15 protein-coding genes are annotated in these 15,683 nt (G+C 69.0%); 10 read left to right on the top strand and 5 right to left on the bottom strand.

What is annotated here, in order from left to right; genetic code table 11:
* The first annotated feature begins 255 nt into the window (after positions 1–255).
* A complete protein-coding gene (locus tag AC5Y31_RS13070; RefSeq protein ID WP_499980779.1) occupies positions 256–723 on the top strand; it encodes an SRPBCC family protein in 468 nt (155 codons plus the stop codon).
* On the opposite strand, the gene AC5Y31_RS13065 is transcribed toward AC5Y31_RS13070, so the two are convergent.
* From AC5Y31_RS13065 to AC5Y31_RS13045, 5 genes are all read right to left on the bottom strand, one after another.
* Positions 720–2,165, bottom strand: a complete 1,446-nt coding sequence (locus tag AC5Y31_RS13065) for an amidase family protein (protein ID WP_499980778.1) — start codon at positions 2,163–2,165, stop codon at positions 720–722. The two genes, AC5Y31_RS13070 and AC5Y31_RS13065, sit on opposite strands and share 4 nt — an antisense overlap.
* 90 nt (positions 2,166–2,255) lie before the next feature.
* Positions 2,256–3,608 (bottom strand): FAD-binding oxidoreductase, encoded by a 1,353-nt coding sequence (locus AC5Y31_RS13060; protein ID WP_499980776.1) that lies wholly within the window; start codon positions 3,606–3,608, stop codon positions 2,256–2,258.
* 13 nt (positions 3,609–3,621) lie between these two features.
* Positions 3,622–6,153, bottom strand: coding sequence for an ABC transporter permease (locus AC5Y31_RS13055; RefSeq protein WP_499980775.1), 2,532 nt, complete (start codon positions 6,151–6,153; stop codon positions 3,622–3,624).
* Positions 6,135–6,926 carry an ABC transporter ATP-binding protein gene (locus AC5Y31_RS13050; RefSeq protein ID WP_234787480.1) on the bottom strand — a complete coding sequence of 264 codons (792 nt, stop codon included), beginning with the start codon at positions 6,924–6,926 and terminating at the stop codon, positions 6,135–6,137. Before AC5Y31_RS13050 ends, AC5Y31_RS13055 begins: the two co-directional genes overlap by 19 nt.
* A 197-nt stretch (positions 6,927–7,123) precedes the next feature.
* Complete coding sequence (locus tag AC5Y31_RS13045) at positions 7,124–7,909, bottom strand: DUF3109 family protein (RefSeq protein WP_065026006.1); 786 nt, start codon at positions 7,907–7,909, stop codon at positions 7,124–7,126.
* A gap of 71 nt (positions 7,910–7,980) precedes the next feature.
* Here AC5Y31_RS13045 and AC5Y31_RS13040 point away from each other — a divergent pair, with 71 nt between their 5' ends.
* The 9 genes from AC5Y31_RS13040 to AC5Y31_RS13000 all read left to right on the top strand — a co-directional run bounded on the left by AC5Y31_RS13040 (position 7,981) and on the right by AC5Y31_RS13000 (position 15,682).
* The gene (locus AC5Y31_RS13040; RefSeq protein ID WP_065026007.1) at positions 7,981–8,976 is read left to right on the top strand and encodes a Ppx/GppA family phosphatase; all 996 of its coding nucleotides are present in this window, start codon (positions 7,981–7,983) and stop codon (positions 8,974–8,976) included.
* Positions 8,973–10,034: an Rv0497 family membrane protein gene (locus AC5Y31_RS13035; protein WP_499980773.1), complete on the top strand. Its 1,062-nt coding sequence runs from the start codon at positions 8,973–8,975 to the stop codon at positions 10,032–10,034. Before AC5Y31_RS13040 ends, AC5Y31_RS13035 begins: the two co-directional genes overlap by 4 nt.
* A 17-nt stretch (positions 10,035–10,051) precedes the next feature.
* Complete coding sequence (locus AC5Y31_RS13030) at positions 10,052–10,894, top strand: sugar phosphate isomerase/epimerase family protein (protein WP_499980772.1); 843 nt, start codon at positions 10,052–10,054, stop codon at positions 10,892–10,894.
* A 21-nt stretch (positions 10,895–10,915) separates the two neighbouring features.
* Positions 10,916–11,770: a thioesterase family protein gene (locus AC5Y31_RS13025; protein ID WP_499980771.1), complete on the top strand. Its 855-nt coding sequence runs from the start codon at positions 10,916–10,918 to the stop codon at positions 11,768–11,770.
* Between the two features lie 139 nt (positions 11,771–11,909).
* Positions 11,910–12,770 (top strand): pyrroline-5-carboxylate reductase, encoded by an 861-nt coding sequence (gene proC, locus AC5Y31_RS13020; protein ID WP_065026010.1) that lies wholly within the window; start codon positions 11,910–11,912, stop codon positions 12,768–12,770.
* A 138-nt stretch (positions 12,771–12,908) separates the two neighbouring features.
* Positions 12,909–13,166, top strand: a complete 258-nt coding sequence (locus AC5Y31_RS13015) for a helix-turn-helix domain-containing protein (RefSeq protein WP_065026011.1) — start codon at positions 12,909–12,911, stop codon at positions 13,164–13,166.
* A gap of 186 nt (positions 13,167–13,352) precedes the next feature.
* On the top strand, positions 13,353–13,454 hold the full coding sequence (locus tag AC5Y31_RS13010) for a 30S ribosomal protein bS22 (protein WP_003402602.1): 102 nt from the start codon (positions 13,353–13,355) through the stop codon (positions 13,452–13,454).
* Between the two features lie 85 nt (positions 13,455–13,539).
* Positions 13,540–14,655 (top strand): SDR family oxidoreductase, encoded by a 1,116-nt coding sequence (locus tag AC5Y31_RS13005; protein ID WP_065026012.1) that lies wholly within the window; start codon positions 13,540–13,542, stop codon positions 14,653–14,655.
* Positions 14,656–14,659: 4 nt separating this feature from the next.
* Positions 14,660–15,682 carry a lysophospholipid acyltransferase family protein gene (locus AC5Y31_RS13000; protein WP_499980770.1) on the top strand — a complete coding sequence of 341 codons (1,023 nt, stop codon included), beginning with the start codon at positions 14,660–14,662 and terminating at the stop codon, positions 15,680–15,682.
* Position 15,683: the final 1 nt, after the last annotated feature.

Genomic DNA, 15,683 nt, shown 5'->3' with positions numbered 1-15,683 from the left:
TACCAGCTCCTCGGCGCTCAACGCATCTAACGAACACTGCGCCAACCGGGCATTAATCGCCTCCTGCTCATCGAGGCACCGCATGATGGTGTCCCGATCCGCGAAAGCGTCCCTGCCCATAAATCGAACACTAGTTCGGCACGCCGACAAGAAATCCGGCCCGATCCGGCACCGACGTTTAAGAAACCATTGAGGAAATCGGCCCTCCTGACTCGGTAGGGTCGGACCGAAGTCCCGTCACCGAAGGGAAACACCATGGCGGTCACCGTTGTCGATGCCGGGCCCCGGCAGGTCAGTCGGTCAGTGGAGGTTGCCGCCCCGGCGGCTGAACTGTTCGCGATCGCGGCCGACCCCCGCCGCCATCGGGAACTCGACGGGTCGGGAACCGTCCGCGACAACGTCAAGGCGCCGGCCGAAATCACCGTGGGGTCGAGATTCTCGACGAAGATGAAGATGTACGGCGTGCCCTACCGCATCACCAGCACGGTGACCGCGTACCAGCCGGATGAGCTGGTCGAGTGGCGCCACCCGGAAGGCCATCGGTGGCGATGGCAGTTCGAGGCGCTCTCGCCGGGCCTGACCAGGGTCACTGAGACATTCGACTACCGCAACGGCGGTGCGCTCAAGTTGAAGTTCTACGAGCTCACCCGGTCCGCCAAGACCAATGCCGCGGGTATCGAGGCGACGCTGTCCGGGCTGCGCGAACGCTACTCGGCCGACTAGCCGACCTGCGAGAGCAGCGCTTCGGTCGGGGGCCGGCGCTGACTCCACGGCCGCATCGACTCCAGCTGTGCCGCAAGCGAAATCAGGGTCGCCTCATCGTTGGCCCGGGCCACCAGGTGCACCGCCTCCGGTACGCCGTCGGCGGCGATCCCGGTCGGCACCGAGATCGCCGGCTGGCCGCTGTAGCACTGAGGGAAGGTGAACGGGATGAACTTCAGCATCCGCAGCATGGCCCGGGTCGGACCGTAGCCCTCGAAGTAGCCCACCTGCACCGGCGGCATCGCCACGACCGGTGTCATCAGGATGTCGAAGTCGGCGATCGCGCGTTGCGAGCGGGCGGTGATCCGGGGCTCGGCGGCCACCGCGCGGCGGGCGAGCCAGTCCGGGACCAGACGACTGGTGCGGGCCTCGGCCTGCATGCGCCGTTCCAGCAGTTCGGTTCTCGGCAGCCGTTCGATCTCATGGGCGAACCCGTTCATGAACAGCGCGAGCACCGCGGCGATGCCGACCACCGGATAGACCGGGTCGCGCTCGACGACCTCGTGGCCCAGCGACCGCAACAACTCCGCGGTCTCCAACACCGGCCGGCGCACCTCGTCGCTCACGGAAACCGGCACCACCGGCTTGAACGACATCGCGATCCGCAGCGGCCGGGTGGGCGCCAGCAGCGCGTCCATCAGCGGCGGCGCCGGTGGCGGCGAGGGGATCTCGTCGTCGGGTTCGGGGCCGGTCATCGCGTCGTGCAGCAGGGCGGCGTCGACGACGCTGCGGGCCAGCGGCCCGATGTGGTTGAGGCCGTGGAACCGGTAGGCCCGTTCGGGTGACTCCTTGGCGCTGATCCGTCCGCGCTGGCCCTTCAGACCGACCAGCCCGCAGCAGGCGGCCGGAATGCGTACCGAGCCACCACTGTCGCTGCCGGTCGCGCCGGGCACCATCCCGGAAGCCACGGCGGCGGCCGAGCCGCCGCTGGATCCGCCCGGGGTCCGGTACAGATCCCACGGATTGCGCGTCACCCCCCAGGTCGCCGATTCGCACACCGGGTAGGCGCCGAATTCCGAGAGGTGGGTCTTGCCGATGATCACCGCGCCGGCGGCGCGCAGCCGGCGTACCGCGGCACTGTCGGTGCTCGCCGGACCGGCGTCAATTCCGGTGCCGCACATGGACGAAACTCCCGCGACGTCAGTGTCGTCCTTGACCGCGATCGGCACACCGGCCAGCGGTAGCACCTCTCCGGCGGCCAGCCGGCGCTCGACCTGCGCGGCCTCGTCCATCGCCCGGTCGCCGAGCACGGTGCGAAATGCGTTCAGCGCCGGGTCAAGTCGGGCGATCCGATCCAGATACAGCGTCACCAGTTCGCGCGGGGACACCTCCCGCTCGCGCACCAGCTGCGCCAAGCGCGCGACGCCGGCAAAGGCCAACCCATCATCGCGCGCGCCAGACATGCTTGCGTCCTTTCCCCCGCGGACAACAATACCCACCGTGCGCTGCGTAAACGTGTGTCGGCCTTGGCGACACACTGAGAACTGCGAACGTCAGCCCGCCGGCGTGATGTTGTGGTTGAGGGTGAACCGGTTGTCCGGGTCCAGGCGCGCCTTGAGCTCGGCCAGGCGTTGGTAGCCGGCGTCGCCGAATGTCGCGCGGATGCGGTCCTGCCCTTCGTCTCCGACGAAGTTGAGGTAGGCACCGGCGGGGCCGAGCGGCCGCAAGATCTCGAAGGCCTGGCCGGCCCACGCCGTGCAGCGCGCGGTGTCGGCCGGGTCGGTCCAGGTCGTCATCAGATGGATGATGTAGGGGTGCTCCCGGGTGGCCACGGCCGTCGCCTCCGGCGGCACCCGGCTGGCGTACCCGCCGAGCCGGATCAAATGCAGCCGGGTCTGCGCCGAGGGCCGCGAGCGCCCGAGCAGCGCGATGCGGCGGATCGCCTCGTCGGTGAGTTCGGTGACGAACAGCGACTTCCAGTAGTTCAGCCAGCCGAAGGGCGCCGTCTGGTCGATGGCCTGCTGCCAGGTCGGGTACTCCAGCTTGTGCTGCAGGGCCAGCACGGGCTTGGCCGCCGCGCCACGGACGTTGAGCAGCGCATGGGTGTCGTCGACGCCGATCTGGTCGGTGCGCGTCGAGCAGCCCAGGATGTTGACCAGCGACTGACCGGACTTGAGGTCGCTGGAGAAGTCCAGGATGGACGCCAAATGATCGGGGGCGTTGTCCATCTGGGACCGAAAATGCTTCAGCGCCGCCTCGGCGTCGGTGTCGGGGTAGGACTGCACGCCGGCCACCACCGAATCCACCGGGTGCAGTCGCAGCATGAACTGCGCGACGACGCCGAAGTTGCCGCCCCCGCCGCGCAGGCCCCACAGCACGTCGGCGTTCTCGGTCTCGCTGACCGTCAGCACCTCGCCGGATGCCAGCACCAGCTCCGCGCCGATGAGATTGTCGCAGGTCATGCCGTACGCGCGGGAGAGCCACCCGATGCCGCCGCCGAGCGAGAAGCCGCCGACACCGGTCGTCGACACCACCCCGCCGGGGCACGCCAGGCCGTGCTTGCTGGTGACCGGGTCGACGTCGCCCCAGGTGGCGCCGGCGTCGACGTAGGCGATCCGGGCCTGTGCGTCGACGCGCACTCCGCGCATCTGCGTCAGGTCGATGACGACGCCGCCGTCGGTGGTCGAGTGGCCGGCCACGCTGTGGCCGCCGCCGCGCACCGCGATCTCGGCGCCGGCGTCCACGGCGTAGCGCACCGCGGCGACGATGTCCTCGCGCGAACGGCACTGCAGCACTACCTGCGGCCGCTTGTCGATCATGCCGTTGAAGACCTGACGCACCGTGTCGTAGCGGGCGTCGGCGGGGTAGATGGCGTCGCCGGTGAACCCCGGCACGGTCGCGGTCATTGCATCCTTCGTGTCACTCGTCGCGAAGTTCGGTTGCCGGGGTAGACCGGGTGGACTTCCACGCGGGAATGATGGCCGCGAAAACGGCGGCGACGGTGGCCAGCACCGCATACAGCAGCGCGTCGGTCCAGGGGAACACCAGCGGGGTGATCAGGCCGACGTTGACGACGGCTGCCCGCCGAACCGCTTCGGAGATGGCAATCGCGAGCACCGCGCCGAACAGGCCGCCGGCGGCGCCGGCAACCACGGCCTCGATAGTGGTGATACTGAACACCCGCGCTCGGGTGGCGCCCAGCGCCTGGATCAGGGCCACCTCGCGCCTGCGCCGGATACCGACCAGCAGCAGCGTCGACAGCACCGAGATGAAGGCGATCGCGAGCAGGCCGTACTTGAGGGTGTTCAGCGGGGTGAGGTAGCGCCCGATCGACGCCGCGATGTCGGAGGCGTAGCCATCGGTGTCCACCGCGGTCACCGGCTGGTCGAATTTCGTGGCCCCGATGTTCTCGATGACCTCTCCGGCGGTGAACCCGGCCGCCGGGGTGGCGAAGATCAGGCCGGCGGGCTGCGGGCCGTAGATCTGCTCGGCGACCGAGTAGGGCAGGTAGATCCGGCGGCCGCCGTATTCCGGGGTTGCGACAATGGTCCCGATGCTCATTGCTTGCGCCTCGAGTCCACTTCCCAATACGAGTGCGTCACCGATGTGGAGATTTTTCTCGCGCGCCAGGACGCTGCCGATCACGACCTGATTGGCTTTCTGGCTTGCCTCCGGGGATTGCCCGGCGAGTAGTCCGAACGGAAATGTGGGCCGGTCCTGCGCCTGAATATGCGCCAGCGACCCGTCTTTGAGGCTGATCTCGATTTCCGCCATCCGCTCGGTCTTTTCCACGCCGGCCACCGAGTTCAGTTTGTTGAGCGTCTGCGGGGCGAATCGGGCGTCAATGGGCCCGTAATCGGCGAACTGCGTCGTGGTGATGGCAATGCGGCCGTCCGCCTGCGATTCGGCGACCTTGGTGGCGCCGATGTGGATCGCCACCAGGAATCCGGACAGCAGGATGGCGACCACGACGGGCACCGCGATGGCTCCCGAGATCGCCGCGGTGCGCGAGCGGTCCGAGCGCAGCGCGTTGAGCGCGATGGTCAGCGTCGCCCCGCTCGACTTGTCCGGCCTCGGGCGCAGGCTGGTGATCGCCTGCGCGCTCAGGTACGCCGTAGCCAGCAGCAGACCGATGAGTGCGACGACCGCGCCGATGTCGGCGAGGATCGCCTGCCAGGCGACCAGCGCGCCGGACAGTGTCGCCAGCCGTGCCGCGATCACCCCGGCCAGCCCGATCGCCAGCAACAGCAGCGCCTTGAACCAGATCTTGCGCTGGGTGGTCTGCTCCTGGGCCGCGCGCCCCGACAGCTCGGCCGCGATCGGGGTGTTGGACGCCGACAGGGCGGGACCGATCGCGGCCCCCACCGCCAGCAGGACGCCGACCAGGACGCCCAGGACCAGGATCGCCGGCTTGAGGATCACCGGGACGGTGACGCCGACGAACCGTTCGGTCAGCTCGCTGGCGCTGGCCACGATGGGTTCGGAGATGACGATGCCGGTCAGCACGCCCATCGCCGATCCCGCCGCCCCCAACAGCGCGGCCTCGCTGAGGAACCCGGTCATGATCGAGGCCGGCGACGCCCCCAGCGCGGAGGCGATCGCGATCTCGCGGCGGCGCTCCTCGACCGAGAGCCGGGTGATCTGGGTGATCAGGATGACCCCGACCCCGATCGAGATCAGCGCGAAGATGCCCAGCAGGGGCAGCAGCACGTCGTTGACATTGTATCCCCGCGCCGGCTCGCTGCGGGGCTGCACGCTGTAGGTGGGGCCCAGCGCGGTCTTCAGCTTCTGCTGGACCGCGCCGGCGTCGGCGCCGGAGTTCAGGGTCACGTAGAGCATGTCCACCCGGTCGCCGCGGGCGAACTGCACTTTGGCCATGCTCAGCGGCAGCACCGCGACCAGGCCGTTGTTGACCTCATCGAGATCGGCCACCCGCTGGAACTTCTCCACCGACAGTTGCCCGACGTCGGTGACCAGGGTCGCCGAGGAGTCCAGGGAGTCGCCCAGCGACTTCGAGATCGCCGGCGGGGGCTCTTGCTGACCGGTCTGGCAGACCTTCGGGTCGACGATCCACTGCGCCGAGCAGTCCACGCCCAGACCCAGCCCGTAGCTCTCCGTACCGTCGCTGCGGATCATCGTCACCCCGCGGATGACCGGCACCACGGCCGCCACCCCGTCAACCGATCGGGAGTCTTCGACGACGGCCGGGCTGATGCCGCCACGGGTGGCCGCCCCGACCACGCGCAGCGGCGCGGGTCCGGCGATCTGGTAGCCGACGTCTTCGACGGCCTTGGAGACGCTGGTGACCTCGATCATGACGGCCACGACGACCGCGACGCCGCCGCCGAGGGAGAACGCGGCCAATGCGGCCCGGAAGGCGTGTTTACGAACGGCCCGGAAATTGATGATCCGAAGCAGGCCGAAAGTCGCGGCTAATGTCCCGCGAGCCATGACACATTGTTAGGCGCGTGAATCATTCCGCTGTCGGTTTCGATTTCACCGTCGAGCAGTGAAACCAGGCGCGGGGCGTCGTCGGCAATTTTGCGGTCGTGGGTCACCAGAACAATTGTCTGTCCGGCCGCATTCAAGTTATACAACGCATCGATGACCCGGTGGCCATTCAATGTGTCCAGGTTACCGGTCGGCTCGTCGGCGAGAATTACGTCGGGTTTCATGAAAAGCGCTCGCGCCACGGCCACGCGCTGCTGTTCGCCGCCGGACAATTCCGATGGCACCCGCTTGGATTTGGCGGCCAACCCGACCTGGTCCAGCAGGCTCATCGCGTGGGCATGCTGGGAGCGACCGGACTTGCCCGCCAGCAGGCCGGGCAGCATGACGTTCTCCACGACCGACAGGCCCGCCAGAAGGTTGAATGCCTGGAAGACGTAGCCGAGCGTCTGACATCGGACGGTGGCCAGCTGCCGGCGCGACAGCGCTGAGACGCTGTGACCGTTGACCAGGACGTCGCCGCTGGTCGGCATGTCCAGCAGGCCCAGGATGCTCAGCAGCGTCGACTTGCCCGACCCGGACGGCCCGACCAGGGCGACGAATTCCCCGCGGGTTATCTGGATATCGACGTTGCGCAATACCGGGGTGGCCGTATCGCCCGCGCCGAACTGTTTGTTGAGCTTGCGGGCTTCCAGGACCACGGGAGGCCGGAGGACGACCGGCGGCGCGTGTCCGTTATGGTCGCGCTCCACGGTGTGCATGTCGGTCCTGATCATGAATCTCCAGCGGGCGTGCGTAAATACAGGATCATGCCCGCGTAGGGCGTGGCTCTCAATTCAGTGCGCATTCCGATGGTGGTGCTGCGCTACGCGGAGACTACTCCCGATTATACCGACCTGAGCCGCTTGCCAGAAATCGTTCAGCCGTGACCCCGCACACCATTGATGGCCCAGGTCGGCGGCGGTTCCGGGGGTCAGCCGGCGCCGGTGGCCGGGTGCACGGCCACCAGGCCGAGTTCGTTGCGGCGCTCGCAGATCGCCGCCAGCTCGGCGTAGGCCTTGGCGCCCAGCAATTCGGTGAGCTCCGGGGCCAGGCTCTGCCACACCTGCTTGGCGCCGACGTGCGCCGCCGGATCCCCGGTGCAGTACCAGTGCAGGTCTTCACCGCCCGGGCCCCAGCCCCGTCGGTCGAACTCGGTGATCGTGGTCTTGAGGACCTGGGTGTCGTCGGGGCGGGTGACCCACTCCTGGCTGCGCCGGATCGGCAGTTGCCAGCACACGTCGGGCTTCATGGTCAGCGGCTCCACGCCGAGGCGGACCGCCTTGATGTGCAGTGCGCAGCCCGCACCGCCGGCGAACCCGGGCCGGTTCAGAAAGATGCAGGCGCCCTTGACGGTCCGGGTGCGCAGCTGCTCCTCGCCGTCGTTCTCGTCGTACTCCAGGTAACCCTTCTTGCCCAGCCCCTTGTCGCGCAGCTGCCAGTCGGCGTCGGTCAGCTGTGCCACGGCGTCGTCGAGTTTGGCGCGGTCGTCGTCGTCGCACAGGAACGCACCGTGCGAACAGCACCCGTCGTCGGGCCGGCCGGCCACGATGCCGCGGCAGGCCGCCGTGCCGAACACGCACGTCCAACGCGACAGCAGCCAGGTCAGATCGGCGGCGATCAGGTGTTCGGGGTTGTCCGGGTCGTAGAACTCCACCCATTCGCGGGCAAAGTCCAGGCCGACTTCGCGCCGAGGGGAGGCAGGCTGTGCGGGGGTCACAAAACTCCAGGCTAGACCAGAAATTGGCGTTGCCTCACCGTGCCACTGCTTCGCCCTACTAAGTTGGGTGGGTGCGATTAGGCGTGCTCGACGTCGGCAGCAATACCGTCCATCTGCTGGTGGTCGATGCCCACCGGGGCGGTCACCCGACCCCGATGAGTTCGACCAAAGCCACGTTGCGGCTGGCGGAGGCCACCGACAGCTCCGGCAAGATCACCCGGCGCGGCGCCGACAAGCTGGTGTCCACAATCGGCGAATTCGCCACGATCGCAGCCAGTTCGGGCTGTGCGGAGCTGATGGCGTTCGCCACCTCGGCGGTGCGCGATGCGTCCAACTCCGAGGATGTGTTGGCGCGGGTGCGCAACGAGGCCGGTGTCGACCTGCAGGTGCTGGAGGGCGAGGACGAGTCCCGGCTGACGTTCCTGGCGGTGCGGCGCTGGTTCGGCTGGAGCGCCGGGCGGATCATTAACCTCGACATCGGCGGCGGTTCGCTGGAGCTGTCCAGCGGTCTTGACGAGGCGCCGGAGGTGGCGTTGTCGCTGCCGCTGGGCGCCGGACGGCTCACCCGGGAATGGCTGCCCGAGGACCCGCCCGGGCGGCGCCGGGTGGCGATGCTGCGGGACTGGCTGGACACCGAGTTGGCGGGCGCGGCCGCGACAGTCCTCGAGGCCGGCCCGCCCGATCTCGCGGTCGCCAGCTCCAAGACGTTTCGTTCGCTGGCTCGGCTCACCGGAGCCGCGCCGTCGGCCGCCGGACCGCGGGTACGGCGCACATTAACCGCCGCAGGCCTTAGGCAGCTCATATCATTCATCTCTAGGATGACCACGGCAGATCGTGCCGAATTGGAAGGGGTGAGCGCCGAGCGGGCCCCGCAGATCGTGGCGGGCGCCCTGGTGGCGGAGGCGAGCATGCGAGCGCTGTCGATCGAAACGGTTCAGATTTGCCCGTGGGCACTGCGGGAGGGCTTGATCCTGCGGCGGCTCGATCGCGAAGCCGACAGCGCCACCTTGCTGGCATCCTCGGCCGTCGGCTTGGCCGCCGCCCGGCCGGGAGGGGGCGGACGATGACTGGTCCCAAGCCTGATCCCCGCGACGTCGAGACGCGGCCGATCTCGGTGGCCGAACTGCTCGCCAAGAACGGGACGATCGGTTCGCCACCGGTCACCGGGCGCCGTCGGCGCAGGCGGGGCAACGCCGACGCCGTCACCGTCGCCGAGCTGACCGGCGAGATCCCCATCATCCGCGACGAGGACGGTCCCCCCGAACCAGAAGCTGCAGCCGAGCCGTCGGACAGCTCCGAGACCTCCGACGACGAGCCGAGTGGCGGGCTGCTCCTTGGCCCGGCACCGGGATTCGTCGAGGAGGACCGGCCGGCCACCGGAGCGCGCCCCGTCGAGCGGGTGGAGTTCGTTCAGCGGTCGACCCCCGAGCCGCGCTGGCCCAAATCTCCGCCCCCACCGCCGCCGCGCGGTAGCGGTCCGCAGCAGAGTTCCTACCCGCGGCCGATGCGCCGCTCCGATCCGCCGGCAGCCGAGAACGGCCGGCCAGCCGCCGAGAACGGTCGCCCGGCCGCCGAGACCGCCGCGCGGCCGACGGGCTCCGGCGCCGAACGGATGCGCCCCGACCCGGTCGACACCTACACCGACATCGAAGTCGACGTGATGGACACCGAGGTGCGCGAGCCCGACCTGTCGGTCGGAGACTCCGCCTACGTGCGTTCGGTCCTCAGTGCCTCCGGCGGTACCGACCGGTCGGTCCGGTCCGATTTCGGCGCCGACGCCGACGATCGCAGCGGTGCCGCCGACTTCACCGACCCGGTCGAGGCCGACGCCGCGCAAACGGAGCCGGTCGAGGAGTACGTCGGCCGGCCCGGAGCGGTCGGCGGGGCGCTGGTGGTGCTGCAGTCGATTCTGGCGGTGGCGTTCGGCGGCGGGTTGTTCATCGCCTTCGACCAGCTGTGGCGGTGGAACAGCATCGTGGCTCTGGTGCTCACCGTGCTGGTCACGCTCGGCCTGGTGGCCGCGGTACAGGCCGTGCGCAAGACCGTCGACATCGTCAGCACGTTGATCGCGGTGGCGGTCGGGCTGCTGGTCACCTTGGGGCCGCTGGCGTTGCACGCCAATTAGCCGTTCACTATTAGTCCGTGCGCCCCGCCATCAAGGTCGGCCTGTCGACGGCTTCGGTTTACCCTCTGCGGGCCGAGGCCGCCTTCGAGTACGCGGCCCGGCTCGGCTACGACGGCGTCGAGCTGATGGTGTGGGGGGAGTCGGTCAGCCAGGACATCGGCGCGGTGCGGCGGCTGTCGCAGAAGTACCGGGTGCCGGTGCTGTCGGTGCACGCGCCGTGTCTGCTGATCTCGCAGCGGGTCTGGGGCGCCAACCCGGTCCATAAGTTGGAACGCAGCGTCCGGGCCGCCGAACGGCTCGAGGCCCAGACCGTGGTGGTGCACCCGCCGTTTCGCTGGCAGCGGCGCTACGCCGAGGGATTCAGCGATCAGGTCGCCGAGCTGGAGGCCACCAGCGACGTGATGGTGGCGGTGGAGAACATGTTTCCGTTCCGCGCCGACCGGTTCTTCGGCGCTGACCAGTCTCGGGAGCGGATGCGACGCCGTGGCGGCGGCCCCGGCGCGGGCATCTCGGCGTTCGCGCCGTCCCACGATCCGCTCGACGGCGGCCACGCGCATTACACCCTGGACCTGTCGCATACCGCGACCGCCGGCGCCGACGCCTTGGAGATGGCCCGCCGGATGGGGTCCGGCCTGACCCATCTGCATCTGTGCGACGGCACCGGGCTGCCGGCCGATGAGCATCTGGTGCCCGGGCGCGGTGATCAGCCCACGGTCGAGGTGTGCCAGCTGCTGGCTGCCAGCGACTTCACCGGTCACGTGGTGCTGGAGGTGACCACCTCCCAGGCGCGCTCACCACACGAGCGCGAGGCGTTGTTGATCGAGTCGCTACAGTTCGCCCGCACGCACTTGCTGCGCTGATCGCGACACCGAAGGGACACCATGGGCCAGACTTCGCTCGCCTCGTTCGCCGACGCCATGCGGCTCACCCCGATCGAAGAATCCGGGGACGTCATGAGCTTCGCCGGGGAACTCAACCGGCACTGGACGATCGGCCCCAAGGTGCACGGCGGGGCGATGCTGGCGCTGTGCGCCAACGCCGCCCGCACCGCCTGCGCCGACGGCCAATCCGGCGATGGAGCCTCCGACGGCCTGCAACCGGTCGCGGTCTCCGGCAACTTCCTGTGGGCGCCCGAACCCGGCCCGATGCAGCTGACCACCCGGGCGCGCAAACGGGGCCGCCGGATCAGCGTCATCGACGTGGAGCTCACTCAGGGGGAGCGGACCGCTGTGCACGCCGTCATCACCCTCGGCGAGCCCGAGCATCACGCCCCACCGCTGCTGTCGGCCAACCCGGTGACCGCCTTGATGCCGCCCGAACCGCCCGACGACCTGGCCCCCATCGCTCCCGGGCACCCGATGGCCGGGCTGGTGAACCTGGCCGAGGGCTGCGACATCCGGCCGGTGGTCTCGACGCTGCAGCCCAGCGACAACGGCAGGCCTCCGCTGATCCAGCTGTGGGTGCGGCCCCGCGGCATCGCCCCGGACGCCCTGTTCGCGCTGCTGTGCGGGGACGTGTCGGCGCCGGTGACCTTTGCGGTGGAGCGCACCGGCTGGGCGCCGACGGTGCAGCTCACCGCTTACCTGCGCGGCCTGCCCGCCGACGGCTGGCTGCGGGTGCTGTGCAGCTGCGTGCAGATCGGCCAGGACTGGTTCGACGAGGACCACACCGTGGTCGACTGCGAGGGCCGGATCGTGGTGCAGTCCCGGCAACTGGCGATGGTTCCCGCCCGGTAGCCCGGCCGAGCTGCGTCTTCGGCGGGCGACCCGCCGCGCCCGGCTCCGCCGTGCTTGCGATCGTCGGTGCAGATGCGGGCGACCCGCCGCGCCCGGCTCCGCCGCGCTTGCGATCGCCCGGGTCTGCCATGCTGTCGCCATGGCCAGAATCGCGATCATCGGCGGCGGCAACATGGGCGAAGCCCTGCTAGCAGGTTTGCTGGCGGCGGGGCGCCCGGTCAAGGACCTGGTGGTCGCCGAGCGGTTCGGGGACCGGGCCCGGCAGCTCGCCGAGACGTATTCGGTGCTGGTGACCTCGGTGGCCGACGCGATGGAGAACGCGGCCATCGTGATCGTCGCGGTGAAGCCGCAGGACGTGGATTCCGTGGTCGCCGAGTTCGCCAAGAACGTCACCGCCGCCTCCGGCGACAGCGCCGAACAGGTGCTGGTGTCGATCGTGGCCGGTGTCACCACCGCCTACGTGGAGTCCAAGCTGCCGGCGGGCGCGGCCGTGATCCGGGTGATGCCGAACACGCCGGTCAAGGTCGGTGCGGGAGCCAGCGCGCTGGCCAAGGGCCGATTCCCCACCAGCGAGCAGGTCGACCAGGTCGCCGCGCTGTTCGAATGCGTCGGCACGGTGACGATCGTTCCGGAAGAACAGCTGGACGCCGTCACCGCGGTGTCGGGTTCGGGGCCCGCCTACTTCTTCTTGATGGTGGAGGCGCTGGTCGACGCCGGCGTGGCGGCCGGGCTGAGCCGGCAGGGCGCCACCGATCTGGCCGTGCAGACGATGGCCGGGGCGGCGCAGATGCTGTTGGACGGGCGCAGCGAGGCGGTGGGGACCGCGAACGCGGTGATCGACACCGCTCCGGCGCAGCTGAGAGCAATGGTGACCTCTCCCGGGGGCACCACCGCGGCGGCGCTGCGGGAACTGGAGGCCGGCGGCCTGCGGACCTCGGTGGATCGGGCGGTCCAGGCCGCAAAAACCCGCTCTGAGCAGCTAAGAATTACATCAGAGTAATTCACTTATTTTTCACATATTGGCTCTCACACGTCGCAGGAACCCCATTCGTCCCGCTATTCTCCTCTATGTCTGCGCGTGTGGGCTAGCGGAGGGGAAGCCGCTGGGACTGCACGTGCCTGATTGAAATGGGTAACGATGACGTCTGCGAACGGGCCTTCGGCACGAGACTCGGCTGGCGGCAGGGCGGCACGGGATGCCGGCTCCGCCGAGGCGGGTCGGACACAATTTCTCACCGTGGCCGAGGTGGCCGCGTTGATGCGGGTGAGCAAGATGACGGTGTACCGCCTGGTGCACAACGGCGAGCTGCCCGCGGTACGGGTGGGTCGGTCTTTTCGGGTGCACGCCAAGGCAGTGCACGACCTGCTGGAGACCTCCTTCTTCGACGCAGGCTGACCGCCGGTCGACAACTAAGCGCCCCCCGGGCGTCGCCGCACGGCGACGCCCGGGGTCGGCTGTGTCGTCGGTCCGCCTCAGGTGCCGGTTTTCAGTCCCGGACCTGTCTACGGGTAAAGTGAGCCGGTCGAGCAAGTTCGCCCAGCGCCCCTGCGGCGGCGCGGGCAGAAGCAGATAGCGGAGTTCATGGGTTCAGTCATCAAGAAGCGGCGCAAGCGCATGTCGAAGAAGAAGCACCGCAAGCTGCTTCGCCGTACCCGGGTTCAGCGCAGAAAACTCGGTAAGTAACTCCGTCTGGCCTGAGACTCGGCCTACGACCGTGGACGGCCGATCGCCGGTATTGCTTTTCACCAGTGGCCGTTAGGCTTGCGGAGTGGACGAGGCCGGCCCCCCGAGCGACAGCACGCGAAGCGACGTCCGGCACTACCCCAAGGTTGTGCTGGTCACCGGCGCGTGCCGGTTTCTAGGTGGTTATTTGACCGCCAGGCTCACGCAGAACCCCTTGATCAACCGGGTGATCGCAGTCGATGCGGTCATGCCGAGCAAGGACATGCTGCGCCGGATGGGGCGCGCTGAATTCGTCCGCGCCGACATTCGCAATCCCTTTATCGCCAAGGTGATTCGAAATGGCGAGGTCGACACCGTGGTGCACGCCGCCGCGGCGTCGTATGTGCCGCGCTCCGGCGGCGGGGCGGCGCTCAAGGAGCTCAACGTGATGGGCGCCATGCAGTTGTTCGCCGCCTGCCAGAAGGCGCCCTCGGTGCGCCGGGTGGTGCTCAAGTCGACCTCGGAGGTCTACGGGTCCTGCTCGCGTGACCCGGTGCTGTTCACCGAGGACAGCACCAGCCACCGGCCGCCCACCCAAGGCTTTCCACGCGACAGCATCGACATCGAGGGCTACGCCCGCGGGCTGGGCCGGCGCCGGCCGGACGTCGCGGTCACCATCCTGCGGATGGCCAACATGATCGGCCCGGCCATGGACACCGCGCTGTCCCGCTACCTCGACGGGCCGCTGGTTCCGATGGTGCTGGGCCGCGACGCGCGCCTGCAGCTGCTGCACGAGCAGGACGCGCTGGGCGCGCTGGAACGCGCCAGCATGGCCGGCAAGGCGGGCACCTTCAACGTCGGCGCCGACGGCATCATCATGATGTCGCAGGCGATCCGCCGCTCGGGCCGGATTCCGTTGCCGCTGCCCGGTTTAGGCCTGTCGGTGCTGGATTCGCTGCGGCGGGCCAACAACTACACCGAGATCAACCGGGAGCAGCTGAACTATCTCAGCTTTGGCCGGGTGATGGATACGACTAGAATGCGAACCGACCTCGGGTACAGCACGAAGTGGACTACCGCTGAGGCATTTGATGACTACGTTCGGGGGCGAGGTCTCACTCCGATCATCGACCCCAAATGGGTGGAGTCGGTGGAGCGACGCGCGGTGAGCGTGGCGCAACGACTAGGTGATATCGGTATGGACAGGGTGCGGGGAGGTTAATGCGATGGCTGGTGGTGCAAGAGCCAAAGTCATTCCGCTGCACAAAAACTCGGGCGCCGGGCGGCGGCACCCGTCGACGCTGAGCAGCCCCTCCGAACGGGCCTCGGCCGAGCAGATCGCGGCCGTCGTCCGCGAGATCGATGAGCGCCGCGCTGCGGTGTCCAGCGATGCCGAGCCGACCCCGGCCGAGTTCGCCCGGCGGGTGGCCGCCGTCGTCGCGTTCCTGCGCGAGCGGATCACCGGCGACTACCAGGTCGACGAGTTCGGCTTCGACCCGCACTTCAACGAGGCCGTCGCGCTGCCGCTGCTGCGGCTGGTCTTCAACGAGTGGTTCCGGGTCGAGGTCAGTGGCATCGAGAACCTGCCGGCCGAGGGGCCCGCACTGGTGGTGGCCAACCACGCCGGGGTGCTGCCGATCGACGCGCTGATGCTCTCGGTGGCGGTGCACGACCACCACCCGTCGCACCGCGACCTGCGGATGCTCGGCGCCGACCTGGTGTTCGACCTGCCGCTGATCGGCCCGGCCGCCCGCAAGGCCGGCCACACCATGGCCTGCACCGTCGACGCCAACCGGCTGCTGGCCGCCGGCGAGCTGACCGCGGTGTTCCCGGAGGGCTACAAGGGCCTGGGCAAGCGGTTCAAGGACCGCTACAAGCTGCAGCGGTTCGGTCGCGGCGGCTTCGTCTCGGCGGCCCTGCACACCCAGGCGCCGATCGTGCCGTGCTCGATCGTCGGCTCCGAGGAGATCTATCCGATGATCGCCGACGTCAAGCTATTGGCCCGGCTGCTCGGTGTGCCCTACTTCCCGATCACCCCGCTGTTCCCGCTGGCCGGGCCTGCTGGTCTGGTGCCGCTGCCGTCGAAGTGGCACATCGCCTTCGGTGAGCCGATCAAGACCACCGACTACGAGCCCGGTGCGGCCGACGACCCGATGGTCACCTTCGAGCTGACCGACCAGGTGCGCGAGACGATTCAGCAGACGCTGTACCGGCTGCTGGCCGCCCGCCGCAACATGTTCCTGGGCTGAG

It is taken from the genome of Mycobacterium sp. NGS18 (assembly GCF_059813185.1).
Note: the sequence above shows the minus strand (reverse complement) of the source record. Positions and strands in the feature narration are given on the sequence as shown.